This is a genomic window from Falsiroseomonas bella (genome assembly GCF_003173615.1).
Classification (GTDB): Bacteria; Pseudomonadota; Alphaproteobacteria; order Acetobacterales; family Acetobacteraceae; genus Falsiroseomonas; species Falsiroseomonas bella.
Genome location: NZ_QGNA01000001.1, coordinates 720,202 through 745,366 on the forward strand (window position 1 = coordinate 720,202; position 25,165 = coordinate 745,366).

The following is a 25,165-nucleotide window of genomic DNA, read 5'->3' on the forward strand; positions in this document are numbered from 1 at the left end:
CAATCCCGGATTGCTACCCGCGCAGCAGCGAGGTCCCGGTCATCGCCGCAGGCTGCTCCAGGCCGAGCAGCGCCAGCAGCGTCGGCGCGATGTCGGCCAGCCGGCCCTCGGCCAGCGTCGCGCCGGCCGGCGCGTTGTGCAGCAGCACGGGCACGGCGTTGGTGGTGTGCGCGGTGTGCGGGCCGCCGGTGACGGGGTCCTTCATCAGCTCCGCATTGCCATGGTCGGCGGTGACCAGCAGCCGCCCGCCCGCCTGCGTGATCGCCTCCGCGATGCGCGCAAGCCCGGCATCGACCGTCTCGCAGGCCTTGATCGCCGCCGGCAGGCTGCCGGTATGGCCCACCATGTCGGGATTGGCGAAGTTCAGCACGATCAGGTCGTATTTGCCCGACCGGATCGCCTGCACCGCCTTCTCCGTCAGCTCCGGCGCCGACATCTCGGGCTGCAGGTCATAGGTCGCGACCTTGGGCGAGGGCACCATGATGCGGTCCTCGCCGGGGTAGGGCGTCTCCTCGCCGCCGTTCAGGAAGTAGGTGACATGCGGATACTTCTCCGTCTCCGCCATGCGCAGCTGCGTCAGGCCGGCCTTGCTGACCACCTCGCCCAGGATGTCGGCCATGGATTGCGGCGGGAACAGCGTCAGCAGGAAGGGCTTCAGCGCCGCGCTGTATTCCGTCATGCCCGCGGCGGCGGAGAAGCGCACGGTCGGGTCGGCCACGAAGCCGTCGAAGGACGGGTCGAGCAGGGCCGTGAGAATTTCGCGCACGCGGTCGGCCCGGAAATTGAAGCAAAGCAGCCCGTCGCCGTGATGCATGCCCGTGTAGTCGCCGATCGCCGCCGCCGGCACGAACTCGTCGAATTTCCCGTTCGCATGCGCGGCCGCGACGGCCTCCTGGGCGGTGGCGAAGCGGGCGCCCTTCGGGTTGACCATCACGTCATAGGCCTGCTGCACGCGCTCCCACCGCTTGTCGCGGTCCATGGAAAAGTAGCGGCCGCAGATGCTCGCGATGCGCGCGCCCGGCGGCAGCTTCGCCTCGAAATCCGCCAGGAACTGCGGCGCGGCCTGGGGCGCGGTGTCGCGTCCATCGGTCCAGGCATGCACCAGCACCTGCAGCCCGGCCGCGGTCGCTGCCTTGGCCAGCGCGACGGCATGGTCCTGGTGGCTGTGCACGCCGCCGGGCGAGAGCAGGCCGAGCAGATGCAGCCTGCCGCTGCCCGCCTTCACCTTCTCCACCAGCGTGCGGAAGGCCGGCAACGTGCCGATGCTGCCATCCTCGCAAGCGGCATCGATGCGCACGAGGTCCTGCATCACCACGCGGCCGGCGCCGATGTTGAGGTGCCCGACCTCGGAATTGCCCATCTGCCCCTCGGGCAGGCCGACATCGCGGCCCGAGGTGCGCAGGAAGGCATGCGGCCCCTTCGCCCAAAGCGCGTCGAAGCAGGGCGTCCTGGCCTGCTTCACCGCATTGTCCGCCGCATACTCGCGCCAGCCCCAGCCATCGAGGATGACGAGCATCACGGGGCGGTGGGCAGGGCGTGGCATGGCGCGGTCCGTCGGCAGGGTCGGGCGCAGCTAGGGCCAGCGCCCGCCAGGGTCAACCTTGCCGCGCCGCGCGCAGTTCCCGCACCTCCGCGCGTAGCGCGCGGATCTCCGTCAGCAGGGTCTGCGCGTCGAGATGCGCTTCCGACCGCGCGGCTTCCGTCGCGACCTGCGCGGCGGCGGCATCGGCGCTCTCGCGCTGCTCGCGCAGCGTCTGGATGCTCTCGACGATCACGCCGATGAACAGGTTCAGCACGACGAAGGTGGCGACGACGGAGAAGGGGATGAAGAACAGCCAGGCCAGCGGGCTATGCTCCATCGCCTCGCGCACCACATTGCCGAAATCGTCCATCGCCATCAGCTGGAACAGCGTGAAGAAGGCGGTGCCGAGGTCGCCGAACTGCTCCGGCATCGCGCCGCCGAACAGCTTCACCGCCATCACCGCGGCGACGTAGAAGATCAGCAGCATCAGCAGCACGATGGAGCCCATGCCTGGCAGGGCCGCCAGCATGGCTTCCACCACGTTGCGCAGGCTCGGCACCACGCTGACCAGGCGCAGAACCCGCAGCACGCGCAGCGCGCGCAGCACGGAAAGCGGCCCCGTGGCGGGCAGCCAGGCGATGCCCACGACCAGAAGGTCGAAGATGCCCCAGGGGTCGCGGAAGAAGCGGCCACGGAAGGCGTAGATGCGCAGCGCGATCTCCGCCGTGAAGATCACCAGCAGCACGCGGTCGATCGCCAGCAGCAGCCCGCCCCAGGACGCCATGACGACGTTCGAGGTCTCGAGCCCAAGCGTCACCGCGTTCAGCAGGATGAGCCCGACCACGGTCCGCTGGAACAGCGGGGAGAGGATGACCCGCGCGAGGCGCGCACGGGTATCGACGCCCTGGTCGGCGCGCGTCAGGACTTCCTGCATGGTTCCCGGCTTTGTCAGCAGTTTCGGCGGCGCTGGGAATGGCGCGGCCGCCGGGAGAGTTCAAGGGCGTGTTGTCGTGCCTTGTGCGGACCGATTCAGACCTTCGGGCCGCCTCAGCCACCCAGGATGAGGGCCGGCACGCCGAAGATGCCGCGGTGGAAATGCAGCAGCGCCGCCCACAGCACCAGCCCGACCACCGGCGGCATCCAGCCGATCTCCGACAGCACCAGCCGGTTCCGCCCGGAGAGGATCGCGCCGAAGGGCACGACCGAGGTCCTTTGGGCAAAGCCGCGCCACGCCTCGGGGCTGCGGCGCGCGAGCTTGGCGTCGATCGAGGGCATGCCTGCCAGGGCGGTGACGAGGAAGGCGCCGAAGAACACCAGGCTCGCCGTGTCGCCGTTGCCCAGCACATGCACGAAGCCCCAGATCGCGAAGGACCACAGCATGGGATGGCGCGTGACGCGCTGGACGCCGCGCGGCTCCTCGCCGAGCCCCTTGTTGCCGACCGCGGTCGGGTTGCGCTTGTGGGAGGCCATGAACAGCACGAAGGCCGGCAGCATCAGGAAGGCCAGGATCCAGCGCAGCCAGCCCGGCGCCGCCCAGAGGAAGGTCGTCCCGGCATTCTGCCAGGCGATCACGAGCAGGAAGATCGAGACGAAGGAGGCGACGGAGAAGACCAGCATGAACCGCCCCTCGCCGAGCCGCGCCACCACGGCATCCCGCAGGCGCGTGCCGGAGATGCCGATATGGATGAAGATCCAGAGGGCGGCGGCGAGGATCAGCAGCGTCACCGGGGCAGGCTCCGTCGTGGCGATGGCGCAGCCTGCCCCGGCGGGGCGCCGCGCGGCAACGGGGCGATGCGATTCAACCCGGCCGCCAGGCCCGGTGATAGGGATGGTTCTGCCGGATCGCCTGGGCGCGATACAGCTGCTCGGCCAGCATCCCGCGCACCAGGAAGTGCGGCCAGGTCATGGGCCCGAGCGAGATCCGGTGCTCCGAACGCGCCAGCACTGCTGGATCCAGCCCCTCCGCCCCGCCGATCAGGAAGGCCGGCGGGCGGCCGGCGCCGGCCCAGCGTTCCAGCAGCGCGGCGAAGGCCTCGCTGTCCGGCATCGGCCCGCCGAGGTCGAGCGCCACCGCCGTGCAGCCCTCCGGCAGGGCGGCGAGCAGCGCGGCGCCTTCGCGCCGGCGCACCTCGGCGGCGCTGCCGCGGGCCTCGGGGATCTCCACCACGACGGGCGCGGGGCGCAGCCGGGCGGCGTAGTGCTCGAACAGGGCGCGCTCCGGCCCGGGCTTGAGGCGCCCGACGGCCAGCAGCGTCGCGGGCCTATTCGTCGTCCTCCTCCGTCGCGGTCGAGCCGCCGGCGCCGTCATCGGGCAGCGGGGTACGGTCCTGCGGCGCGGCGGCGGCGGGGCTGTCGGGGCCCCACATGCGTTCCAGCGCGTAGAGGCGGCGGGCCTCCGGCTTGAACAGGTGGACCACCAGGTCGCCGGCGTCGATCAGCACCCAGTCCGGGCTGGCCTGGGTCGCGTCGCGGCGGAGCTTCAGCCCCTCCTTCTCGAAGGCGTCCTCCAGATGGCTGGCCATGGCCTGGATCTGCCGGTCGGCGAGGCCGGTGGCGATCACCAGGCGGTCGGCGTAGTCGGCGCGGCCGGTGACGTCGAGCACCACCACCTCCTCGGCCTTGTCGTCCTCCAGGCTCTTGCGGGCGGCTTCGACCAGGCGGTCGAGCAGGGCAGGCTGGATCTTCGGCTTGCGGGACCGCGGCGCGCGCGCCGGACGCGGCGCGGCGGCCTTCGCGGAAGGCTTCACGGCAGGCTTGGCCGTGGCGCGCGACTTGGCGGCCGTCGTCTTCGGCGCCGGTGCCTTCGCGGCAGGCGTGGCGGCCTTCTTCGCGGACGACCTGGCCGGGGCCTTTGCCGTGCTGGCCCTGGCCGACGCAGCGGACGTCTTCGCCGCCGGCCTGGCCGGAGCCTTCGCCGTAGTGGCCCGTGTCGTACCGGCCTTCGCGGGCGCGGCGGACTTCTTCGCCGGCGACCTGGACGGGGCCTTCGTCGTGCCCGCTTTCGTCGTGCCGTCCTTCGCCGGGGCGGCGGCCTTTGCCGCCGGGGTCTTCGGCTTCGCCGGGGCCGCCTTGGCGGGCGCGCGACGCGACGCGGGCTTGAGTGTGTCCGGACTTGCCTTGGGCGCGCGGGCTATCTCCGCCTCCTATCGATCTGCCTCTGCCCTCACCTAGCAGCCGGCGCCGCCGCCTGCATCCGCGGCGATGGCATGGCGCGGCGCATTGCGGCCGGGCGTGGCGCGGGCGCACGCGAGGGCGCCCGGGCCGCGGCGGCACGGATGGCGGTGGCCGAGGCCGGGTGCTCTGCGGCCGGCACGAAGGCCCAAGGCGCATGAGAAGAGGGCGCATGGGCGGGCGGCGGGCCGGCGAGCAGCGCGCCCGGGCGACGCCGATGCCGCGCCAGCCGCTTCGCAGCCTTCGAGGCCAACGCCTTCCGCGTCCAGCGGGGCCGCGGCAGCACGGCGATCGGCGTGCGCGCGGCCAGCCGGGTCCAACCCTGCCAGCGTGGCAGCTGCACCAGGTTGTCCGCGCCGATCACGAAGACGAAGCGGCTGCGGGGGAAGCGGCGATGCAGCTCCCGCAGCGTGTCCTGGGTGTAGCGCGTGCCGAGCCTTGCCTCGATGTCGGTGGCGATGATGCGCCGCCCATCGGCGATGGCGCGCGCGGAAGCCAGCCGGTCGGCCAGCGGCGCCATGCCGGCGCGGGGCTTCAGCGGGTTGCCGGGGGAGACCATCAGCCAGATCTCGTCCAGCCGGAGCGCGCGCCGCACCCGCTCCGCAACGTGGCGATGGCCGGCATGCGCGGGATTGAAGCTGCCGCCGAGCAGCCCGATGCGGCGCCGGCGCCGGTCGCCGCGGTGGTTGGGTGTCACGCCAGGATGCCTGGGCGCGGCAAAGGCACAAGAAAACTCAACGGAAGCGGACGTCCACATGCACGGGCTGCGCGACCAGCCCGTCATAGGTCACGCGATAGCTGCGCCCCGCCTCCGGCCGCACCGGGGCGGAGAAGCCGCCGAGCGAGACATACTCCCCCGCGCGCAGCGGACGGCCCCGCGACTTCAGGTCGGCCACCAGCCAGGCCAGCGCGTTCATCGGCTGGCCCAGGATGGCGCGGCCCGGCGCACGTGCGATCTCCCGCGTGTCGTCGGAAAGGATCACCGTCATCGCGGCGAGGCGAGCGGCGAAATCGGGCGTCGCCTCGGCCGGGATGGGCGTGCCGAGCACGCCGAGCCGCGCGCCGACATTGATCGCGACGATCATCGGCGCATTCCAGGGCGCGTCGGGCGGATAGACGAGGTCGGCCAGCTCGATAAAGGGGATCACGCTCTCGACATGGCGCAGCAGCGCCACCGGGTCGTCGCCGGCGGTGTTCACGCCCTCGTCGCGGATGCGGACCAGCAGGTCGCTCTCGACGATCGGCAGGATGCCGAAATTCGCCGGCAGCTCGGCGCCCGAGCTTTCGCGGATGGTGCCGTGGAAGATCGCGCCGGCCACCGGGTGGTTCACGCCGAAGCGGCCCTGGATGACCGGGTTGGTCAGCCCGACCTTCCAGCCGACCTGGTCGCCGAAGGGCTGCGCGAGCACCGCCACGAACCGGTCCTGCGCGCAGAGCGCATCGGCCATGGAGAGGTCCGGGTAGAGCGGCGGCGGCGGCGGCGCGCTGCGGTCCAGGAAGGCGCGGGCGAAGCGCGCCACCTCGGGCACCGAGGGGCAGGCCGCGAAGGCCACGCCCGGCAGCAGCGCGAGGCAGAGGGCAGCGAGGATGGGGCGCATGGATCCTCCCGGTCAGGTCGGACGCAGTCTAGCGCAGGGCGCGGCGCGGCTGAATCGTCATCCGGCCGGCGCGTAGCCCTCCACGAAGGCGACCTCGCTGCGGGCGCTGGCGAGGCGGAGCTCCAGCAGCGGGCGGTAGTCGGCGCTCTCGTAGAAGCCCTGCAGCGCGGCCATGGTGGGGAATTCCAGGATCACCAGCCGCTTGAGCGGCAGGTTGCCCTCCACCGCCTGATGCGCGCCGCCGCGCACCAGGTAGCGCCCGCCATGGGCCGCGATCACCGCCGGCACCGCGCTGCGGTAGCGCTCGAAGCCGGCGGGGTCGGTGACCTCGATATTGGCGATCAGATAGGCAGGCATGGCGATGCGCCTCCTTGCGCGATCTCAGGGCCGGGTCTGGCCGGTGCCGAGCACCTGGTAGCGATAGGTGCAGAGCTGCTCGAGGCCCACGGGCCCGCGCGCATGCAGCCGCCCGGTGGCGATGCCGATCTCCGCGCCGAAGCCGAACTCGCCGCCGTCGCAGAACTGCGTGGAGGCGTTCCACATCCCAACGGCCGAGCCGAGCCGGTCGAGGAAGCGCCGCGCCGCGGCCTCGTCCTGCGTGACGATCGCCTCCGTGTGCTCGCTGCCGTAGCGGCGGATGTGATCGAGCGCATCGTCCACGCCCTCCACGACCTTCACGGAGAGGATCGCGTCGAGCCACTCGGTGCGGAAATCCTCCTCGGTCGCCGCGGGGAGATCCGGGCAGACCGCGCGCGCGCGCTCATCGGCCCGGAAGTCGCAGCCGAGCGCGCGCAGGTCCGCGACGATGGCGGGCAGCAGCGCGGGCGCGATGGCGGCGTCGATCAGCAGCGTCTCCGTCGCGCCGCAGACGCCGGTGCGGCGCATCTTCGCATTGGCGACCAGGCTGCGCGCCATGGCGTGATCGGCGGCGGCGTGGACGTAGCTGTGGCAGAGGCCCTCCGCATGCGCGAGCACGGGCACCCGTGCCTCCTCCATCACGCGGGTGACGAGGCCCTTGCCGCCGCGCGGCACGATCAGGTCGATCAGCCCCGCCGCGCGCAGCATCGCCGCGACGAAGCCGCGATCGGCGGTGGGCGCGACGCTGACGCAGGCGTCCGGCAGCCCGGCCTCGCGCAGGCCCTGCGCCATGCAGGCATGGATCGCGAGCGCGCTGCGCAGGCTCTCGCTGCCGCCGCGCAGGATCACCGCGCTGCCCGCCTTCAGGCAGAGCGCGCCGGCATCGGCCGTCACGTTCGGGCGGCTCTCGTAGATCATGCCGACCACGCCGATCGGCTGCGCGACGCGGCGCATCACCAGGCCGTTCGGGCGCGTCCATTCCGCCAGCACGCGGCCGACCGGGTCGGGCAGCGCCGCAACCTCCTCGATGCCCTTCGCCATCGCCTCCACCCGCGCCGGCGTCAGCGCGAGGCGGTCGCGGAAGGCGGGCGTGAGACCGGTCGCGGCGGCGAGGTCCTGCGCATTCGCCTCCAGCACCTCTGCGATCCGCGCGCGCAGCGCGGCGGCGGCGGCCAGCAGCGCCGCGTCCTTCTGCGGTCGCGGCGCGACGGACAGCACATGCGCGGCTTCGCGCGCGTCGCGCGCGGCGGATTGCAGCAGGCGGGTGGCCTCGTCGGCGAGGGCGTTCATGGTCCTGTTCTCCTGCGTGCCATCCCTAGCCTGCGGCCCTGGGCGAGGGAAGCGCCGCCGCAACCCTGTGCGGCCATTCGGATGCCGAATGAAGGCGATGGATGCCCACGATTGGGCGGGACGCCGGGCGCGGCACATCTGCCGAAGCGTCACGGCGGGCAGGATACAGGCCCGCCACCACGAAGGAGGACAAGATGGAACTACGCCATCGCAGCATCGCGGCGAACTGACTCGGACGTCGCACGCGAAACCTCCGCAATCCGTCGCCGTCGCACGCGAGTTCGTTGGCGACACGCGGCCGAAACCTCGCCGCGCCAGATTGAGCCCATCGGAACGCCGGCACTCGCAGAGCCGGACCGGCGCCGAAGCGGACAGGCGCAAGCACGGCCGCACACACAACCAGGAACAGGAGACCAGTCATGAACGCCTATGCACGCATCGCCCTCGCCGCCGCCTTGGCCGCCGGCTTCGGCACCGCCGCCGCCGCGGAGGAATGGACCGGCCCGCGCGTGGTCGGCACCGGCCAGAACGCCTCGGTCGTCTACAGCAGCCCGAGCCAGAACATCGTCGGTGGTGCGCTGACCCGCACGGTCGGCTCCGGCGAGAGCGCCGAGGTCGTGGTGCTCGACGCGCAGCACGCCCAGCCGGGCCGCGTCGCGCGCGTGGTCGGCTCCGGCGAGAACATGAGCGTGGTGTATGACGCGCCCGCGACGCAGGCGCTGATGGCCAAGGCCGGCGAGCGGGGCTGATCCATGCGGCCCCGCAGGGGCGGCGGCGAACCCGCCGCCCCGCCGCGGCTCAACGCGGCAGTCGCAGGCCCGCCAGCCGGATGATGCCGTCGGGCCGCGGCTCGAAGCCCTGCAGATCCGCACGCATCGCCCAGAACCAGCGGTAGTGGTAGAGCACCATGAACGGCCGCTCGGCCAGCCAGATGCGCGCCGCCTCGTGATACAGGCGCTGGCGCTCCGGCACGGCGGTCGACGCACGCGCCTGCGCCAGCAGCCTGTCGAGCGCGACGTTCGAATACTTCCCGCGGTTCAGGAATCCATCCGTCGCCAGCCAGAAGGCGATATTGCCGTCCGGATCGGGACGGCCCGACCAGATGTTCATCGTCGCCTCGAAGTCGCCGCGCTGCGCCGCCGCGACCATGGTCGAGGCCTCCGTGACTTCGAGCTTGATGTCGAAGCCGCCTTCCGCCGCCATCGCCTGGATGATCTCGGCGATCTGCGCTTCGAGCGGCTGGTTCGGGACGCGGAAGGTGAAGCTCACGCGGTCGTGGCCGGCGGCGCGCAGCAGCGCACGCGCGCGCGCCGGATCGCGTGCGGGCGGCGCGAGATCGGCGAAGTGGAAGGTGGTGCCCGGCGGCTCCGGCTGGTTGTTCGGCGTGAAGCGCCCTTCCAGCGCAACCTGGTTGATGATGGCGCGGTCGATCGAGAGCTCGAAGGCCTCGCGCACGCGCGGATCGGTGCCGAGCGGATTCTGCGCCGCCGGCCCGTGGCCCGTGTTGATCTGGATCGCCTGGTAGGCGATCGAGGCGCCGGCGACGAGGCGCAGCCGCCGGTCGCGCTCCACCGTCGGGATGTCGGTGGGCGAGACGCGCTCGATCAGGTCGAGCTGCCCGCCACGCAGGTTCAGCAGGCGCACGTTGTTGTCGGTGAGCGGCAGGAAGACCAGCCGGTCGAAATGGATGTTGGCGGCGTTCCAGTGGGCCGCATGCTTCTCCATCTCGATGCGGTCCTGCGCGACGCGGCGCGTCAGGCGGAAGGGGCCGGAGCAGACGGGGTTCTCGCTCACGCGCTCGCCCATCGGCAGGACCGAGGGCGCGAGCATCATGCCGGCACGGTCCGACAGCACGGAGAGCAGCGGCGCGAAGGGTTCGCTGAGCACGAGGCGCACGGTGCGCGCATCGGGCGTCTCGACCGCGCTGACCTGCTGCAGCTCGCTGCGGCGGCGGCTTTCGCGCGCCGTGCGATAGCGGTCGAGATTCGCCTTCACCGCTGCCGCATCCACCGGCGTGCCGTCCTGGAAGCGCGCGCCGTCGCGCAGCGTCAGCGTCAGCGCGCGGCCGTCCGGCGCCCATTCCCAGGCCGTCGCGAGCTCCGGCTGGAACTGCAGGTCGGGCCCGACATCCACCAGCTTGTCGCACATCGCCGCGAAGACGACGCGGTCCACGAAGGCGCTGGACTGCGCGGGATCGAGCTGGTTCGGATCGGCGCCGATGCCGATGCGCAGCGTGGTCTGGCCGAACGCCGGCATGGCAAGCAGCGGAAGAATCGCAGCGGCGAGGCGAAGGGCACGCATGATCTGTCTCCTGCGGCGGGCAGGTCAGGCTGACCGATTCCGCCAGGCGGGACAACAGAGGTGCAGCCCGGCAGGATCGGTGACCCTGCCGGGCGGAAGCGATCAGCCCTCGATGCGGATGCCGCTGTTGCGGATCACCGGGCCCCACTTCTCGCGCTCGGCGACCAGGGCCTGGGCCATCTCCGCGCGCGTGGAGGGCAGGGCTTCGAGGCCGGCGCGCGCGAGCGTCTCGATCACGCCGGGATCGTTCAGCGCCGTCACCGCCGCCTGGTTCAGCCGGTTCAGCGCCGCATCCGGCGTGCCCGCCGGCGCGACCAGTCCGTACCAGGAGGGCACGTCGTAGCCGGGCAGGCCGCTTTCGGCGACGGTCGGCACATCCGGCAGCAGGCGGGAACGGCGCGCCGTCGGCACGGCCAGCGCCCGCACCTGGCCAGCCTGGACCTGCGGCAGCACCGAGGGCGCGGTGGGGAAGCCGAAGTCGAGCCGGCCGGAGACCAGATCCGTCACCACCAGGCCGCCGCCGCGATAGGCCACGCCGATGGTGTCGAGCCCGGCCATCTGGCTGAACAGCAGCCCGGCGAGCTGCGGCGCGCTGCCGATGCCGCTATGCCCCCAGGACAGCTCGCCGGGCCTGGCCTTCGCCGCGGCGATCACATCCGCCGGGCTGCGCCAGGGCCGCTCGGCCGGCGTCACCATGATGTTGAACAGGTTCACGCCCGTCGAGATCGGCACCAGGTCCTTCGCCGGATCCACCGGCAGGCGCATGATCATCGGGCTGATGACCAGCGCGCCCAGCGTGGCGAGCAGGATCGTGTGGCCATCCGCCGGGCTGCGCGCGACGATCTCGGATGCGAGGTTCGAGCCCGCCCCGGGCCGGTTCTCGACCACCACGGGCTGGCCAAGCACCTCGCTCATCTTCGGCGCGATGGCACGGGCCGAGATGTCGGTCGCGCCGCCGGGCACGAAGCCGACCACGAGGCGCACCGGGCGGTCCGGGAAGCCGGACTGCGCCAGCGCGGGGCTGGCCAGCGCGACAGCCGCGGTGCCGGCAAGCAGCCCGCGACGGCCGAGGGTTGGCTGGGTCATGCTTTTTCCTCCCTGCTGGGTTCGTTTGCGGCGGCGTTATCCCACGGATCGCCCGCCCGACGAAGCGCCGCCCGCCAGGGCGGTCAGAGCAGCACGAGGTCGTCGCGATGGATGATCTCGTCGCGCCCGCGCCAGCCAAGGATGACTTCCAGCTCCTCGCTGCGATGGCCCGCGATGCGCGCGGCATCCGCGGAATCATAGGCGACGAGGCCGCGCGCCAGCTCATGGCCTTCGGCGTCGCGCACGCTGACCGGATCGCCGCGCCGGAACTCGCCCGAGACGGCGTGCACGCCGGCCGGCAGCAGGGAGGAGCCGCGCGCCAGCGCACGCGCGGCGCCGGCATCCACCACGATGGTGCCGAGCGGCGCGAGCGATCCCGCGATCCAGCGCTTGCGCGCGGACCGGCCGGCGGGCTCGGGCAGGAACCAGGTGCAGCGCGCGCCCTGCTCCATTGCCTGCAGCGGCCGATCCGCCTTGCCGAGGGCGATGGCCATGGCGCAGCCCGCGCCGGTGGCGATGCGTGCGGCGATCAGCTTGGTGCGCATCCCGCCGGAGGAATAGCCGGGCGGCGGCTCGCCCCCCATCGCCATGATGCGGTCCGTCACCTGCGGCACCACGCCGAGATGCTCGGCGGCCGGGTCCTTGCGGGGGTCGGCGGTGTAGAGCCCGTCGATGTCGGACAGCAGCACCAGTACATCGGCCTCCACCATCTCCGCCACGCGGGCGGCCAGGCGGTCGTTGTCGCCGAAGCGGATCTCGGTGGTGGCGACCGTGTCGTTCTCGTTGATCACCGGCACGCAGCCGAGCCCGAGAAGCGTGCCGAGCGTGGCGCGCGCGTTCAGGTAGCGCCGGCGGTCCTCGCTGTCTTCCAGCGTCAGCAGCAGCTGCGCGGCGTTCAGCCCGACGGCGGAAAGCGCCTGCGCCCAGGCGCCGGCCAGGCGGATCTGGCCGACGGCGGCGGCCGCCTGCTTCTCCTCCAGCCGCAGCTTGCGCCGCGTCAGGCCGAGGGCGCGCCGCGCCAGCGCGATGGCGCCGGAGGAGACCAGGATCACCTCCGCGCCGCGCGCGCGCATCGCGGCGACATCGGCGGCGACGCCGGCGAGCCAGGCCTCCCGCGGCGCGGCGGTGGCCTCGTCCACCACCAGGGCGGAGCCGATCTTCACCACCACGCGGCGCGCGGCGCGGAGATCGGGCTGTTCGGATGCGGCCAGGGACATGGCGGGCGCGCTTAGCACGCGCCGGCCGGCAGCGGGAGGCCGGCGGGTCAGCCCAGGCCGAGCAGCAGCAGCAGCCCCGCGCCGGCCAGCCAGACCCACATCGCGTGTTCCAGCGTCAGCCCCAGGCGCTCGGCGATCGCGGCCGGCACGGCCGAGAGCAGCAATGTCGTGGTCGAGACCAGCAGCGAGGCGCCGTAGAACACCGTCTCGTTGGTCAGCGGCACCATCTCCGGCATCCAGACGGGGTGCAGCATCCACACGACGCCGAGCATCGGGCTGACTAGGCCGTTGACCAGGCAGATGCCGACAGTCGCGACGAAGATGTTCTGCGGGCTCATCTCAGCCGGCCCCCGGCGGCGGGACGAGGCGCGGGGCGAGGCCCGCGCCGATGAGGATGATGCCGGCGACGAGCCGGATGCCGAACAGCCAGCAGGCGGCGACCAGGGGCAGCAGTCGCGGCCCGACATAGCTCGGCACCAGGCGCCGCGCGCACCACACGGCCCAGTCGGTCAGCATGCGGAAGCCGCGCCAGATGTAGTTCGGGCTCTCCTCCGGCACGAAGACCTGCATGAGGAATCGGCCGATGCAGGCCCAGGCGGTCAGCGCCAGGACATACATCGGGATCCAGAAGGCGAGGTGGTCGGTGATGAAGGACTGCATCGCCCCCTCAGGCGCCGCGCGGACGGCGGCGCGTGTGCAAGAAAAAGGGGGCGGCCGCAACTGGCCGCCCCCTGGAATCCTCCCGCGGCTTCGCCGCGGAAGGGTGCTCGACCCAGGAAGGCAGGACCCTCCGGGGCCCCCGTGGCGACGCCGGAGGCGTCGTCGCGGGGAATTACTCGACGGCTTCCCGCTGATCCGCGAGGCGCACGCCGCCGCGCGGGACACGGATGTCGTCGATGAAGTCCTGCATCGCCTGGCTGGGCGCCGGAGTGAACTTGGACACCAGCCAGATGGTGAGGAAGGAGAGCGGCACGCCGATGATGCCGCCCGAGATGTTGTTGATGCCCCAGAGGCGGCCGACCACGCGGTTGCGCAGCACAACGGTATCCGTCGGGATGCCGATGAGGTTGCCGAACCAGGCCAGCGCGCCGTCCCGGACATTCGCCGCGTTGGCGACGATCGCCGCAGCCTCGGCCCGGAGTTCCTCCGAGATGAAGTTCGGGTTGATCGTGCCCACCTGGCGCGCAGCGGCGACGATCGCGTCCTTCGAGCCGAAGATCTGGATGAAATCCAGCCCGAACCACTCGGAGTGGATCAGGTAGCCGAAGGTGGCGACGTAGCCGACCGCCATGCCGGCGATGGCGGCGATGTTCGTGGTCTTCTTGTACCAGACGCCCATGACCAGCGCGGCGAACAGGCCGGCCGCAGCGATGGAGAAGGCCCAGGCGACCAGGAACAGGATGTCCGCGCCGGCATTGCCTGCCGTCCAGGCCGCCGCGAGGGCGACGATGAGCAGCAGCACGCGGGAGATGATCAGCCGGCGCGCGGTCGGCGCGTTGCGGTCGATCATCTTGTAGTAGACGTCGTGCGACAGCGCGTTGGCCAGCGCCAGCAGCAGGCCGTCGGCGGTGGAGAGCGCGGCGGCCAGGCCGCCCGCGGCCACCAAGCCGGCGATCACATAGGGCAGGCCCGCGATCTCCGGCGTCGCCAGCACGACGACGTCAGGATGGATGCGGAAGTCGCCCCACTGCACGATGCCGTCGCGGTTGACGTCCACGATGTTGATCCACGGCACGCCATAGGGCGACATGATCTGCCAGTTCTTGATCCAGTCCGGCAGGGCCGCGATCGGCTGGCCGATGATGTTCTGGTAGATCTCCACCTTGCCGAAGGCGGCATAGGCCGGCGCGGTGAAGTAGAGCAGGAAGATGAAGAACAGCGACCACGCAACGGAGGCACGGGCCTCGCGCACGGACGGGGTCGTGAAGTAGCGCATCAGGATGTGCGGCAGAGCGGCGGTGCCGACCATCAGGCAGAAGACCAGCGCGAAGAAGTTCACCGCCGCGGGCATCGAGAACTGGCCGTTGGCGCCGATGAAGGGCGCGCTGTGCCAGCCGGTGACGCCGGGCGGCGGCGTCATGCCGGCGGCGCGGAAGCCGTTCTCCAGCCCCTCGATCCGTTCCAGCGCGAAGCCGTACATCAGCTGCGGCAGCGGCACGCCCGTGACCTTGGCCGACATCAGGAAGGCCGGGATCAGGTAGGCGATGATCAGCACGATGTACTGCGCCACCTGCGTCCAGGTGACGGCGCGCATGCCGCCCAGCATCGAGCAGACCAGGATGCCGGCGAGGCCCACGAACACCGCGACGCCGAAGCTGACGTCGAGGAAGCGCTGGGTGATGATGCCGACGCCGACGATCTGCGCGACCACGTAGACGAAGCTCGCGGTGATCAGCACGATCACGCCGATCAGGCGCGCCGCGTTGCCGCCATAGCGGGCACCCAGGAAGTCGGGCACGGTGTACTGGCCGAACTTGCGCAGGTAGGGCGCGAGCAGGATCGCCACCAGCATGTAGCCGCCGGTCCAGCCCAGGATGAAGGCGAGGCCGCCATAGCCGAGCGCGTAGAGGCTGCCGGCCATGCCGATGAAGCTCGCCGCCGACATCCAGTCGGACCCGGTCGCCATGCCGTTGTACAGCGCGGGCACGCGCCGGCCTGCGACATAGTATTCCGCCACCGCCTGGGTGCGGCTGATGATGCCGATATAAGCGTAGACGCCGATCGTCAGGCCGACGAAGAGATAACCGAGGATCCGGTCCGGAACCCCCATCTGCTCGAGGATGGCGATCAGGATGACGAAGGCCGCGAAGCCGCCCGTATACCCGGCATAGATCTTGCCGAGCGAGGCGATGAAGGGATCCTTCTCCTTGGTGGAGGTGCTCATCCGCTCAATCCTCCTGGACGCCGAACTCTTCGTCGATCTGGTTCTGGCGCTTGGCGAACCAGAAGAGCCCGACGACGAAGATGATCAGGCTGCCCTGCGCGGCGAAGTAGAAGCCAAGCGGGAAGCCCAGGACATGGATGGCGTTCAGCGAGGGTGCGAAGAGATGGATTCCGAAGCCCGCGACGAACCAGATCGCCAGCACGGTCCACATCAGGCCCGAGGTCTTCTTCCAGTAGGCCTCGCCTGTCGCACGGTCCACGGCGGCGCTTGTCGCGCCCCGGGCCTCCTTCACGTCTTCGACCAAGGGCATACGATGTTCCTCTCCCCGACACGCAGCGCCGGACCTGCCCGACGCGGCAAGCCCTCCCCAGGGGCCCGGCGGCATTACAATTCCACGTTACGGCGCTATCATGTTGAGGACATACATTGCAATATGCCCGGCATGCCGCCGGGGGTGGGGGCATGATTTTTTCGCTCGACAGGCTCCTCGGCCGCCGCCGCTCCGCCTCGCCCGCGGCATTCCAGGCCTTTCTCGACCGTCAGGCGGCCTTCGTCACCCAGAAGACGGTGATCGACTATTGCCGGGTGAAGGCCGGCCGGACCGAGCGGGAACTCTTCGCGGACCCTGATTTCCAGGCGGCGCTGCGGCACTGCCGATGGCAGACCTTCGGCGCCACGGTGCAGGATGTCGTGGCGCTCGCCGAAGCCTGGCTGCGCCCGCATGCGGCCGGGCACGAATCGGCCCTCGCGACGGGGCTCGCCCGCCTCGGCGCCGCCATCCTGGACGGCGCACCCGCGCCGCCCGAGGAGCGCGAGGCGCTGGATGCCGGGCGCGACGCCCTGCCCCGCCACCTGGCACAGCTGCAGGAAGCGCCGCCACTGGCCGCGAACCGCCTGCCGCTGCTGGCCGACGCGCCGCTGCTCGCCACGCTGCCGATCCATCCCGACCAGCGGGTGGGAGAGACCCCCTCGATCCGCGGGGCGCTGCGATTCCACATCGTCAGCACGCAGCAGGAGATGGAGCGGGGCTTCGACGCAGCCGCACTCGCCCGGGAGCTCTCCGCGGGCTGACCGAAAGCTTGCAGGGCCGTCATTTTCCGGCCCGATATGTTACGGATTCCCGAGGCGCCCCCACAATCTGGACACAAATTAACCGCGCGGCACATGGAACCGCCATGCGCCGACCCGGAGTTTGCGCCCTGCCGCGGCGAAGGCTCCGCGGGGGCCTCGCCGCCGGTGCGGTGGCCGGACAAGCAAGCAGGGGCCGTGCAGGCGGCCGAAGGGGAACGGGATGGCGAGAGCAGTCGGCGACAAGGCGCGGCCGATGACGCGCGAGGAGCGAAAGGTCATTCTGGCCTCATCGCTCGGCACGGTGTTCGAGTGGTACGACTTCTATCTCTACGGTTCGCTGGCTGCCGTGATCGGCGCCAAGTTCTTCGGCATGTACGACGAGACCACGCGCAACATCTTCGCGCTGCTCGCCTTCGCCGCCGGCTTCCTGGTTCGGCCGCTCGGCGCCCTGGTGTTCGGCCGGCTCGGCGACCTGGTGGGGCGCAAATACACCTTCCTCGTCACCATCCTGATCATGGGCGCCTCGACCTTCATCGTCGGCATCCTGCCCACCTCCGACCAGATCGGCTTCCTCGCCCCCATCATCCTGATCGTGCTGCGCATGCTGCAGGGCCTGGCGCTCGGCGGCGAATACGGCGGCGCGGCGACCTATGTGGCCGAGCACGCACCGAACGGCCGCCGCGGCTTCTACACCAGCTTCATCCAGATCACCGCGACGGCCGGCCTGTTCCTCTCGCTGCTGGTGATCCTCTCCACCCGCTCCATCCTGGGCGAGGCCGCCTTCGCCGAATGGGGCTGGCGCGTGCCCTTCCTGCTTTCAATCGTGCTGCTCGGCGTCTCCGTCTGGATCCGCATGCAGATGCAGGAAAGCCCCGCCTTCAAGAAGATGAAGGAGGAAGGCACGGGCTCCAAGGCGCCGATCAGCGAGGCCTTCGGCCAGTGGAAGAACGCGAAGATCGCGCTCTTCGCCCTGCTCGGCCTGGTGATGGGCCAGGCTGTGGTCTGGTACACCGGCCAGTTCTACGCGCTGTTCTTCCTCGGCACCGTGCTGAAGGTGGACGGCTTCACCACCAACATGCTGATCGCCTGGTCGCTGCTGCTCGGCTCGGGCGGCTTCGTGCTGTTCGGCTGGCTGTCGGACAAGATCGGCCGCAAGCCGATCATCCTCGGCGGCTGCCTGATCGCGGCAGTGACCTACTTCCCGCTGTTCCACGCCCTCAGCCAGAACGCCAACCCGGCGCTGACGCAGGCGCATGAGACGATCACCACCACGGTCTCGGTGGACCGCTCCACCTGCTCGTTCCAGTTCAACCCGACGGGCACGGCCAAGTTCACCCAGCCCTGCGACATCGCCAAGGCGGCGCTCGCGCGGCTGTCGGTGAACTACTCGGTCGAGAACACGCCCGGCCAGCGCGATGCGGTGGTGCGGGTCGGCGATCACCAGATCTCCACCGCGCAGCCGGACTTCGCCCAGGCGCTGGCCACGGCGGTGACGGCGGCCGGCTATCCGGCGGCGGCGAACCCGACGGTGTTCAAGATGGCGAGCGCGCTCGACATCTTCAGCCCGCGCGGCCTGACGCTGGTGGGCATCCTGACGCTGCTGGTGATCTACGTGACCATGGTCTACGGCCCGATCGCCGCGGCGCTGGTGGAGCTCTTCCCCACCCGCATCCGCTACACCTCCATGTCGCTGCCCTACCACATCGGCAATGGCTGGTTCGGCGGCCTGATGCCGGCCACCGCCTTCGCGATCATCGCCCAGACCGGCGACGTCTATTCCGGCCTCTGGTATCCGGTGATCATCGCGCTGGCGACCGTGGTGATCGGCATCTTCATGATCCCCGAGACCAAGGACCGGGACATCTTCGCCGACGACGCCGGCGGGACGCCGCGGCGGCGCAGCCCGCACGGGCTGGAGCCGGAATCCAGCCTGCCCTGATCGGGCTGGCCTGGCCTGACGGAGAGGCGCCGGGGGGAAGCCCCCGGCGCCTTTTTGCTTGCGCTGGGTCAAGCCGGCATCCCGCCAAGCGTGGCAATGTGCCGGCGCCATGAGCATGCCCTCGCCCGCCGCCGCCCTGCTGCGCCCCGCCGCGGATGCCGTGGGTGCGGTCCCGCCTTCGCTGCCGGCAGCTACGCCGATCACGGACGCCCTCTCGGCCATGGTTGCCGCCCGTGCCTCCGCCCTGCTGGCAGTGGATGCGGCGGGCCGCCCGGTCGGCATCCTGACGGAACAGGACATCGCGCGGCGCGTCGCCTTCCGCCTGCCGCCGGGGGCGCCGCTCGCCGCCGCGATGACGACGCCGGTGATCGGCATCGGCGCGGAGGAAGGGCTGTGGCGCGCCGTCGCGCTGCTGCGGGCGCACCGGCTGCGCCATCTGCCGCTGCTGGATGCCGCCGGGCGCTGCGTCGGCATGCTGCACCGGGCGGAAGCCTTGGAAGCCGCATCCGGCCGCATGATCGCGCATCTCGACGCGCTGGCGGGCGAGGACGCGGCGGTGAAGCAGGCGCAGGCGGCGCTGGCCGCCAGGCTGCTCGAGGAAGGCCTCTCCGCCACCGACGTTGTCGCGCTGGTCAGCGGCATCAATGCGGACCTGCATCGCCGCATCCTGGAGCGCGCCATCGCCGCCGAGGACACGCCGCCGCCGGTGCCCTTCACGCTGCTGCTGATGGGCAGCCTGGGCCGCGGCGAATCGCTGCTGCGGCCGGACCAGGACAACGGCTTCATCCTGTACGACTACGACGACGCCGAGCACGACCACGTGGATGCCTGGTTCCGCCGCGTCTCGGAGCGCTTCTGCCTGGCGCTCGCCGATGCGGGCTTCACGCTGTGCAAGGGCGGCGTGATGGCGATGAATCCGCTCTGGCGGAAGACGCGCACGCAATGGCGCGACCAGATCCGCATCTGGGCGCAGCGCCGCGCCGGCGCCGCGCTGCTCTTTGCCGACATCTTCCTCGATTTCCGCCCGGGCTGGGGCGACCCGGAGCCCGCCGCCGCGCTGCGCGAGGAAGCGCTGCGCCTTCTCGCCGCGCAGCCCGCCTGGGCCGCCATGCTGGCCGGCCAGACGGCGCAGCTCGGCGTCGGCCTCACCTTCTGGGGCGGCTTCGCCGATGACGAGCCGGGCCCCGGCGCGCGCACCGATCTCAAGCTGCACGGGCTGATGCCGCTGGTCGCCGCGGCACGGCTCGCCGCGCTGCAGGCGGGCATCGGCGCGCCGGGCACCCCGGACCGCCTGGCAGGTCTCGCGGCGCGGGGCGCAATCTCGGCGGCGGAGGCGGAGCGCCTGCAGGCGGCCTTCGCCACGCTGCTGGATGCGGTGCTGCGCCAGCAGCTGGCCGACCAGGCCGCGGGCCTCGCGCCCGGATCGCTGGTCGACACGGCCGCGATCGCGCCGCCGCGTCGCGCGGCGCTGAAGGATGCGCTGAAGGCGGTGCGTGGCTTCGCGAAGTCCACCACCGCCAGCCTCACGGGCCAGCTCTGGTGATCCCGCGCGCGCGCTCAGAAGTTCTGGGCGACCTCCGCGATGCGCGCGGCCATGCGGCTGCGGAAGGCCAGGTCCGGCAGGGAGAGCACGCCGCGGGCCGAGGCGCGCGACAGCAGGCTCATCCACAGCGCCGCCGTGGCGCGCGCATCGCCCAGCGCATGATGGCGATGCTCGATCACCAGCCCGGCGCGGCCGCAGAGCCCGTCGAGCGAGACATCGGGCTCGCGCGGGTCGAGCCAGCGCGCCAGCATCATCGAGCACATGGCCGGGTTGGGCAGGCGCGGCGCGCCCTGCCGCTCCGCCGCGCCGGCCAGCGCCGTCAGGTCGAAGGCAGCGTTGTGCGCGACCAGCACCGCGCCCGCGGCGAAGTCACGGAAATCGGCCAGGGCCTGCGCCGGCTTCGGCGCATCGGCGACCATCTCGTCGGTGACGCCGTGATAGCGGATGGAGACGGGCGGGATCGGGCGGCCGGGATGCACCAGCGTCATGAAGCTGCCGGTCTCGACACCGCCTTCCAGCCGCACCGCGCCGATCTGCACGATGGCGTCGCTGACGCTCGGGCGCAGGCCCGTCGTCTCCAGGTCGAAGACGACATAGGGCTGCTCCTCGACCGGCCCGTCCGGCAAGGGCGCGGCAGCCGGCGCAATGGGAGAGCCCACCGGCACCGCCGTGAACAGGGACCGCCAGGATTGCCAGACGCCTCCCGCCATGCGCAGGAGGATGGCACACTGGCCGAAGGTCGCGGAAGCGGAATGCCGTGCAACCGCGAAGGGGAGGACGCCGCGCCATGTCCGAACACATGACGCCCAGCCGCTACGACGACGCCTACGGAGCCTGGAAGGCGGACCCCGACGCCTTCTGGTCGCGCGCCGCCCGCGCCATCGACTGGGTCACGCCGCCGGCCAAGGTCTTCGACCCGAAGCGGGGCGTCTATGGACGCTGGTTTCCCGATGGCGTGCTGAACACCTGCTGGAACGCCCTGGACCGGCATGTCGGCGCCGGGCGCGGCGCACAGCCGGCCATCATCTGGGACAGCCCGATCACCGGCCGCAGCGCGACGATCACCTATGCGCAGCTGCTCGACCGCGTCGCGCGCTGCGCCGGCGCGCTGGCGGCGCGCGGCGTCGGCAAGGGCGACCGCGTCATCGTCTACATGCCGATGGTGCCGGAAGCCGCGATCGCCATGCTGGCCTGCGCGCGGCTCGGCGCCGTGCATTCCGTGGTGTTCGGCGGCTTCGCCGCAGCGGAGCTCGCCGCGCGCATCGCGGATGCGAAGCCGAAGGCGATCGTCAGCGCATCCTGCGGGCTCGAGCCGGGGCGCATCGTGAAATACAAGCCGCTGCTGGACGCGGCCATCGCGCTGTCACCGCACAAGCCCGATTTCTGCCTGATCCTGCAGCGCCCCGAGAGCCCCTCCGAGCTGACGCCGGGCCGCGACACGGACTTCCTGGAAGCCGAGGCGGAGGCGCCGCACGAGCCCTGCACGCCGGTCGCGGCGACCGATCCGCTCTACATCCTCTACACCTCCGGCACGACGGGCGCGCCGAAGGGCATCGTGCGCGACAATGGCGGGCACGCCGTCGCCTTGATGAACTCGATGGGCATGCTGTACGGGCTGCGCGCGGGCGACGTGATGTGGACCGCTTCCGATGTCGGCTGGGTCGTCGGGCATTCCTACATCGTCTACGGCCCGCTGCTCGCCGGCTGCACCTCGATCCTCTACGAGGGGAAGCCGGTCGGCACGCCGGATGCCGGCGCCTTCTGGCGCGTGCTGTCGCAGCACGGCGCGAAGGTGCTGTTCACCGCGCCGACCGCACTCCGCGCCATCAAGAAGGAAGACCCGGAGGGCAAGCTCGTCGGGCAATACGACCTCTCGAAGTTCGAGGCACTGTTCCTCGCCGGCGAGCGCTGTGATCCGCCGACGGCGGAATGGGCCAGCGCGCTGCTGAAGCGGCCGGTGATCGACCATTGGTGGCAGACCGAGACAGGCTGGTCCATCAGCGGCAATTTCCGCGGCTTCGGCCTGTTCGAATCGCGCTTCGGCTCGGGCGGCAAGCCGGCGCCGGGCTACGATTTGCGCGTGCTGGACGAGGGTGGGCAGGAAGTGCCGCGCGGGCAGATCGGCACGCTGGCGGTGAAGCTGCCGCTGCCGCCCGCGAACCTGCCGACGCTGTGGAACGCCGACGAGCGCTTCCGCAGCGCCTATCTCGAAACCTTCCCCGGCTACTACAACACCTCCGATGCCGGGATGGTGGACGAGGACGGCTATGTCTGGGTGATGAGCCGCACCGACGACATCATCAACGTCGCCGGCCACCGCCTCTCCACCGGCGCGATGGAGGAGGTGCTGGCGGCACATCCGGATGTGGCCGAATGCGCCGTGGTCGGCGTGAAGGATTCGCTCAAGGGCCAGGCGCCGATCGGCCTGGTCGTGCTGAAAGCCGGCGTCGCGCGCGCGGACGCCGACATCGCGCGGGAACTCGTGGCGCTGGTGCGGGACCGGATCGGCCCGGTCGCAGCCTTCAAGGAAGCGCGCGTCGTCGCGCGCCTGCCGAAGACACGCTCTGGAAAAATCCTGCGCGGGACGATCCGCAAGATCGCCGATGGCGAGAGCTATGCCGTGCCGCCCACCATTGACGATCCGGCCATCCTCGACGAGATCGGGGAGGTGCTGCGGGCCGCGGAGAAATAGCGATGGATGGTGGGAACGCGCTGCTGCTGCGCGCCGATCTCGGCGAGGGCGTGACGCGGCTCGCGCTCAACCGCCCGGCGCAACGCAACGCCCTCTCCTTCGCGCTGCTCGGCGCGATACAGGACGCGCTGGCGCAGATCGCAGATGACCAGAGCGTGCGGGTTGTGATCCTCGCGGCTGAAGGCCCCGTCTTCTCCGCCGGCCACGACCTGCGGGAGATCACGGGCCGTCGCGCCGACGCGGATGGCGGCCGCGCCTTCTTCGAAGCGGCGATGCGGCGCTGCGCGCAGGTGATGCAGGCGATCGTCGCGCTGCCGCAGCCGGTGATCGCGGAGGTGCAGGGCGTGGCGACCGCCGCCGGCTGCCAGCTCGTCGCCACCTGCGACCTGGCGGTCGCCTCCACCGAGGCGCGCTTCGCGACGCCGGGCGTGGATATCGGCCTGTTCTGCTCCACGCCCGCCGTCGCGCTCTCCCGCGCGGTACCGGCCAAGGCGGCGATGGAGATGCTGCTGACCGGCGAGATGATCGGCGCCGAGCATGCCGAGCGCCTCGGCCTGGTGAACCGCGTGGTGCCGCATGCGGAACTGGCGGAGGCAACGCTTGCCCTCGCCCGCAACATCGCGGCGCGCAGCGCACATACCGTGCGCATCGGCAAGGCCGCCTTCCACAGGCAACGCGGGCTGCCGCTGGCCGAGGCCTATGCGCATTGCGCCGCCGTGATGACCGAGAACCTGCTGGCCGAGGACGCGATCGAAGGCATCGGCGCCTTCCTCGGCAAGCGCAAGCCCGTCTGGAGAGACCGCTAGATATGGCCGCCGCCGACTACGACGCCCTGCCGCGGGTTCCCGCGAACCACCAGCCGCTGACGCCGCTGCTGTTCATGGAGCGCTCGGCGCAGGTCTATCCCGACAATGTCGCGGTGGTGCATGGCGCGCTGCGCCGCAGCTACCGGCAGCTGCGCGATCGCTGCGTGCAGCTGGCGCATGCGCTGCACAAGGCCGGCATTGGCCGCGGCGACACGGTGGCGGCGCTGCTGCCGAACATCCCGCAGATGCTGGAATGCCATTACGGCGTGCCGATGACGGGCGGCGTGCTGAACACGCTCAACACGCGGCTCGATGCCGGCACCATCGCCTATTGCCTCGACCATGGGGAGGCGAAGGCGGTGATCGTGGACCGCGAGCTGGTGCCGCTGCTGCGCGTCGCGCTGACGCAGTGCAAGGCGAAGCCGCTGCTGATCGAGGTGGACGACCCGGAAGCGAGCGAGGCCGCGCGCGCCAACCGGCTCGACGGCGCCACCGACTACGAGGCCTTCATCGCAGGCGGCGATGCCGGCTGGTCCTGGATCATGCCCGGCGACGAGTGGGACGCGATCACGCTGAACTACACCTCCGGCACCACCGGCCGGCCGAAGGGCGTGGTGTATCATCATCGCGGCGCGCAGCTTCTGGCCATCGGCAACGTGCTGAGCGCGGGCATGGGCAAGCATCCCGTGTATCTCTGGACGCTGCCGATGTTCCACTGCAATGGCTGGTGCTTCCCCTGGACCGTCACCGCGCAGGCCGGCGTGCATGTGTGCCTGCGCGCCGTGCGCGGCCCCGACATGTGGCGCCTGATGGCGGCCGAGGGCGTCACGCACATGTGCGGCGCGCCCATCGTGATGTCCACGCTGCTCGCCACGCCGGAGGATGAAAAGAAGAAACTGCCGCACCAGGTGCAATTCGTCGTCGCCGGGGCGCCGCCACCGGAAGCGGTGCTGGCCGCGATGAAGGAAGCGGGCTTCGCCGTGTGCCACGTCTATGGCCTCACGGAGGTCTACGGCCCCTCCGTCGTGAACGAGTGGCACGCCGAATGGAACGCGAAGCCCGCGCAGGAACAGGCCGGGCTGATGGCGCGCCAGGGCGTGCGCTATCTCGCGCTCGAAGGCCTCGACGTGATGGACCCCGACAGCATAACCGCCGTGCCGGCCGATGGCGCGACCATGGGCGAGGTGATGATGCGCGGCAACGTCGTGATGAAAGGCTACCTGAAGGACGCGGAGGCCACGCGGAAGGCTTTCGCGGGCGGATGGTTCCACACCGGCGACCTCGCGGTGAAATACCCGGATGGCTACATCCAGCTGAAGGACCGCTCGAAGGACATCATCATCTCCGGCGGCGAGAACATTTCGTCCATCGAGGTCGAGGATGCCTTGTACAAGCATCCCGCCGTCGCGGTCGCCGCGGTGGTGGCGAAGCCAGACGAGAAGTGGGGCGAGGTGCCCTGCGCCTTCGTCGAGCTGCGTCCCGGCATGACCGCGACGGCGGAGGAGCTGATCGCGCATTGTCGCCAGCACCTCGCCAGCTTCAAGCTGCCGAAGCAGGTGCTGTTCGAGGAGCTGCCGAAGACCAGCACCGGCAAGATCCAGAAGCACGTGCTGCGTGGCAAGGCGAAGGGGTGAGCCGTCCGATCGGCGCAGGGCGCTTGCGCCCGGAGCCGTGAATCGGCCGGCCGG

At 71.2% G+C, this 25,165-nt stretch carries 25 protein-coding genes; 8 read left to right on the forward strand and 17 right to left on the reverse strand.

From position 1 onward, the window contains the following. Nucleotides 1-13: 13 nt before the first annotated feature. The 5 genes from gpmI to rsfS all read right to left on the reverse strand — a co-directional run bounded on the left by gpmI (nt 14) and on the right by rsfS (nt 4,269). On the reverse strand, nt 14-1,543 hold the full coding sequence (gene gpmI / locus DFH01_RS03300; protein ID WP_233255939.1) for a 2,3-bisphosphoglycerate-independent phosphoglycerate mutase: 1,530 nt from the start codon (nt 1,541-1,543) through the stop codon (nt 14-16). Nucleotides 1,544-1,595: 52 nt separating this feature from the next. Next, on the reverse strand, nt 1,596-2,456 hold the full coding sequence (locus tag DFH01_RS03305) for an ion transporter (protein ID WP_109868951.1): 861 nt from the start codon (nt 2,454-2,456) through the stop codon (nt 1,596-1,598). A gap of 113 nt (nt 2,457-2,569) precedes the next feature. Beyond that, nucleotides 2,570-3,247: an NnrU family protein gene (locus tag DFH01_RS03310; protein WP_158287600.1), complete on the reverse strand. Its 678-nt coding sequence runs from the start codon at nt 3,245-3,247 to the stop codon at nt 2,570-2,572. A 73-nt stretch (nt 3,248-3,320) separates the two neighbouring features. Further along, a complete protein-coding gene (locus DFH01_RS03315) occupies nt 3,321-3,830 on the reverse strand; it encodes a 23S rRNA (pseudouridine(1915)-N(3))-methyltransferase RlmH (protein WP_109868953.1) in 510 nt (169 codons plus the stop codon). Beyond that, on the reverse strand, nt 3,784-4,269 hold the full coding sequence (gene rsfS / locus DFH01_RS28625; RefSeq protein ID WP_146216984.1) for a ribosome silencing factor: 486 nt from the start codon (nt 4,267-4,269) through the stop codon (nt 3,784-3,786). Before rsfS ends, DFH01_RS03315 begins: the two co-directional genes overlap by 47 nt. Nucleotides 4,270-4,294: 25 nt before the next feature. Here rsfS and DFH01_RS28630 point away from each other — a divergent pair, with 25 nt between their 5' ends. After that, on the forward strand, nt 4,295-4,693 hold the full coding sequence (locus DFH01_RS28630; protein ID WP_158287601.1) for a hypothetical protein: 399 nt from the start codon (nt 4,295-4,297) through the stop codon (nt 4,691-4,693). Here the strand turns inward: DFH01_RS28630 and DFH01_RS03325 are convergent. Genes DFH01_RS03325 through DFH01_RS03340 form a run of 4 tightly spaced genes read right to left on the reverse strand, consistent with a single transcriptional unit; the run spans nt 4,686 to nt 7,938 of the window. Next, complete coding sequence (locus tag DFH01_RS03325) at nt 4,686-5,390, reverse strand: nicotinate-nucleotide adenylyltransferase (protein WP_233255940.1); 705 nt, start codon at nt 5,388-5,390, stop codon at nt 4,686-4,688. The two genes, DFH01_RS28630 and DFH01_RS03325, sit on opposite strands and share 8 nt — an antisense overlap. 37 nt (nt 5,391-5,427) lie before the next feature. After that, entirely contained in the window at nt 5,428-6,291 is an 864-nt protein-coding gene (locus tag DFH01_RS28050; protein WP_109868956.1) for a 2-keto-4-pentenoate hydratase, read from the reverse strand. Between the two features lie 57 nt (nt 6,292-6,348). Continuing rightward, nucleotides 6,349-6,648: a DUF1330 domain-containing protein gene (locus DFH01_RS03335; RefSeq protein WP_109868957.1), complete on the reverse strand. Its 300-nt coding sequence runs from the start codon at nt 6,646-6,648 to the stop codon at nt 6,349-6,351. Nucleotides 6,649-6,672: 24 nt separating this feature from the next. Next, complete coding sequence (locus DFH01_RS03340; protein WP_109868958.1) at nt 6,673-7,938, reverse strand: glutamate-5-semialdehyde dehydrogenase; 1,266 nt, start codon at nt 7,936-7,938, stop codon at nt 6,673-6,675. Nucleotides 7,939-8,357: 419 nt separating this feature from the next. Here DFH01_RS03340 and DFH01_RS03345 point away from each other — a divergent pair, with 419 nt between their 5' ends. Then, entirely contained in the window at nt 8,358-8,687 is a 330-nt protein-coding gene (locus tag DFH01_RS03345; RefSeq protein ID WP_109868959.1) for a hypothetical protein, read from the forward strand. 49 nt (nt 8,688-8,736) lie between these two features. Here the strand turns inward: DFH01_RS03345 and DFH01_RS03350 are convergent, their stop codons facing one another. The 7 genes from DFH01_RS03350 to DFH01_RS03380 form a co-directional block, all read right to left on the reverse strand. Then, nucleotides 8,737-10,239 (reverse strand): ABC transporter substrate-binding protein, encoded by a 1,503-nt coding sequence (locus DFH01_RS03350; protein ID WP_109868960.1) that lies wholly within the window; start codon nt 10,237-10,239, stop codon nt 8,737-8,739. Between the two features lie 102 nt (nt 10,240-10,341). Further along, complete coding sequence (locus tag DFH01_RS03355; RefSeq protein WP_109868961.1) at nt 10,342-11,325, reverse strand: Bug family tripartite tricarboxylate transporter substrate binding protein; 984 nt, start codon at nt 11,323-11,325, stop codon at nt 10,342-10,344. Nucleotides 11,326-11,408: 83 nt separating this feature from the next. Next, a complete protein-coding gene (proB, locus tag DFH01_RS03360) occupies nt 11,409-12,542 on the reverse strand; it encodes a glutamate 5-kinase (protein WP_109868962.1) in 1,134 nt (377 codons plus the stop codon). A gap of 47 nt (nt 12,543-12,589) precedes the next feature. Then, on the reverse strand, nt 12,590-12,880 hold the full coding sequence (locus DFH01_RS03365) for a hypothetical protein (protein WP_109868963.1): 291 nt from the start codon (nt 12,878-12,880) through the stop codon (nt 12,590-12,592). Between the two features lies 1 nt (nt 12,881). Next, entirely contained in the window at nt 12,882-13,202 is a 321-nt protein-coding gene (locus DFH01_RS03370; protein WP_109868964.1) for a YggT family protein, read from the reverse strand. A 172-nt stretch (nt 13,203-13,374) separates the two neighbouring features. Then, a complete protein-coding gene (locus DFH01_RS03375) occupies nt 13,375-15,426 on the reverse strand; it encodes a sodium:solute symporter family protein (RefSeq protein ID WP_109868965.1) in 2,052 nt (683 codons plus the stop codon). 4 nt (nt 15,427-15,430) lie between these two features. Continuing rightward, the gene (locus DFH01_RS03380; protein ID WP_109868966.1) at nt 15,431-15,736 is read right to left on the reverse strand and encodes a DUF4212 domain-containing protein; all 306 of its coding nucleotides are present in this window, start codon (nt 15,734-15,736) and stop codon (nt 15,431-15,433) included. 152 nt (nt 15,737-15,888) lie between these two features. On the opposite strand from DFH01_RS03380, the gene DFH01_RS03385 reads away from it, so the two are divergent. From DFH01_RS03385 to DFH01_RS03395, 3 genes are all read left to right on the forward strand, one after another. Further along, nucleotides 15,889-16,497, forward strand: coding sequence for a hypothetical protein (locus tag DFH01_RS03385; protein ID WP_109868967.1), 609 nt, complete (start codon nt 15,889-15,891; stop codon nt 16,495-16,497). A gap of 220 nt (nt 16,498-16,717) precedes the next feature. After that, complete coding sequence (locus DFH01_RS03390; protein ID WP_233255941.1) at nt 16,718-18,436, forward strand: MFS transporter; 1,719 nt, start codon at nt 16,718-16,720, stop codon at nt 18,434-18,436. Nucleotides 18,437-18,545: 109 nt separating this feature from the next. Further along, nucleotides 18,546-19,979, forward strand: a complete 1,434-nt coding sequence (locus DFH01_RS03395) for a DUF294 nucleotidyltransferase-like domain-containing protein (RefSeq protein WP_109868969.1) — start codon at nt 18,546-18,548, stop codon at nt 19,977-19,979. A gap of 14 nt (nt 19,980-19,993) precedes the next feature. Here DFH01_RS03395 and DFH01_RS03400 read toward each other — a convergent pair whose 3' ends face one another. Continuing rightward, the gene (locus DFH01_RS03400; protein WP_109868970.1) at nt 19,994-20,689 is read right to left on the reverse strand and encodes a 3'-5' exonuclease; all 696 of its coding nucleotides are present in this window, start codon (nt 20,687-20,689) and stop codon (nt 19,994-19,996) included. 77 nt (nt 20,690-20,766) lie between these two features. On the opposite strand from DFH01_RS03400, the gene DFH01_RS03405 reads away from it, so the two are divergent. The 3 genes from DFH01_RS03405 to DFH01_RS03415 are packed head-to-tail and all read left to right on the forward strand — an operon-like array spanning nt 20,767 to nt 25,111. Further along, nucleotides 20,767-22,671 (forward strand): AMP-binding protein, encoded by a 1,905-nt coding sequence (locus DFH01_RS03405; protein WP_233255942.1) that lies wholly within the window; start codon nt 20,767-20,769, stop codon nt 22,669-22,671. 2 nt (nt 22,672-22,673) lie between these two features. After that, on the forward strand, nt 22,674-23,477 hold the full coding sequence (locus DFH01_RS03410) for an enoyl-CoA hydratase (protein WP_109868971.1): 804 nt from the start codon (nt 22,674-22,676) through the stop codon (nt 23,475-23,477). A gap of 2 nt (nt 23,478-23,479) precedes the next feature. Further along, nucleotides 23,480-25,111 (forward strand): acyl-CoA synthetase, encoded by a 1,632-nt coding sequence (locus tag DFH01_RS03415; protein WP_109868972.1) that lies wholly within the window; start codon nt 23,480-23,482, stop codon nt 25,109-25,111. Nucleotides 25,112-25,165 lie beyond the last annotated feature (54 nt).

Excerpts from the sequence above, each read along its gene's own strand:
- gpmI (WP_233255939.1), bottom strand. The coding sequence starts at position 1,543 with ATGCCACGCCCTGCCCACCGCCCCGTGATGCTCGTCATCCTCGATGGC.
- DFH01_RS03305 (WP_109868951.1), bottom strand. The coding sequence starts at position 2,456 with ATGCAGGAAGTCCTGACGCGCGCCGACCAGGGCGTCGATACCCGTGCG.
- DFH01_RS03315 (WP_109868953.1), bottom strand. The coding sequence starts at position 3,830 with ATGACGGCGCCGGCGGCTCGACCGCGACGGAGGAGGACGACGAATAGG.
- DFH01_RS28050 (WP_109868956.1), bottom strand. The coding sequence starts at position 6,291 with ATGCGCCCCATCCTCGCTGCCCTCTGCCTCGCGCTGCTGCCGGGCGTG.
- DFH01_RS03335 (WP_109868957.1), bottom strand. The coding sequence starts at position 6,648 with ATGCCTGCCTATCTGATCGCCAATATCGAGGTCACCGACCCCGCCGGC.
- DFH01_RS03340 (WP_109868958.1), bottom strand. The coding sequence starts at position 7,938 with ATGAACGCCCTCGCCGACGAGGCCACCCGCCTGCTGCAATCCGCCGCG.
- DFH01_RS03345 (WP_109868959.1), top strand. The coding sequence starts at position 8,358 with ATGAACGCCTATGCACGCATCGCCCTCGCCGCCGCCTTGGCCGCCGGC.
- DFH01_RS03350 (WP_109868960.1), bottom strand. The coding sequence starts at position 10,239 with ATGCGTGCCCTTCGCCTCGCCGCTGCGATTCTTCCGCTGCTTGCCATG.
- DFH01_RS03355 (WP_109868961.1), bottom strand. The coding sequence starts at position 11,325 with ATGACCCAGCCAACCCTCGGCCGTCGCGGGCTGCTTGCCGGCACCGCG.
- proB (WP_109868962.1), bottom strand. The coding sequence starts at position 12,542 with ATGTCCCTGGCCGCATCCGAACAGCCCGATCTCCGCGCCGCGCGCCGC.
- DFH01_RS03365 (WP_109868963.1), bottom strand. The coding sequence starts at position 12,880 with ATGAGCCCGCAGAACATCTTCGTCGCGACTGTCGGCATCTGCCTGGTC.
- DFH01_RS03370 (WP_109868964.1), bottom strand. The coding sequence starts at position 13,202 with ATGCAGTCCTTCATCACCGACCACCTCGCCTTCTGGATCCCGATGTAT.
- DFH01_RS03375 (WP_109868965.1), bottom strand. The coding sequence starts at position 15,426 with ATGAGCACCTCCACCAAGGAGAAGGATCCCTTCATCGCCTCGCTCGGC.
- DFH01_RS03380 (WP_109868966.1), bottom strand. The coding sequence starts at position 15,736 with ATGCCCTTGGTCGAAGACGTGAAGGAGGCCCGGGGCGCGACAAGCGCC.
- DFH01_RS03385 (WP_109868967.1), top strand. The coding sequence starts at position 15,889 with ATGATTTTTTCGCTCGACAGGCTCCTCGGCCGCCGCCGCTCCGCCTCG.
- DFH01_RS03390 (WP_233255941.1), top strand. The coding sequence starts at position 16,718 with ATGGCGAGAGCAGTCGGCGACAAGGCGCGGCCGATGACGCGCGAGGAG.
- DFH01_RS03395 (WP_109868969.1), top strand. The coding sequence starts at position 18,546 with ATGAGCATGCCCTCGCCCGCCGCCGCCCTGCTGCGCCCCGCCGCGGAT.
- DFH01_RS03400 (WP_109868970.1), bottom strand. The coding sequence starts at position 20,689 with ATGGCGGGAGGCGTCTGGCAATCCTGGCGGTCCCTGTTCACGGCGGTG.
- DFH01_RS03405 (WP_233255942.1), top strand. The coding sequence starts at position 20,767 with ATGTCCGAACACATGACGCCCAGCCGCTACGACGACGCCTACGGAGCC.
- DFH01_RS03410 (WP_109868971.1), top strand. The coding sequence starts at position 22,674 with ATGGATGGTGGGAACGCGCTGCTGCTGCGCGCCGATCTCGGCGAGGGC.
- DFH01_RS03415 (WP_109868972.1), top strand. The coding sequence starts at position 23,480 with ATGGCCGCCGCCGACTACGACGCCCTGCCGCGGGTTCCCGCGAACCAC.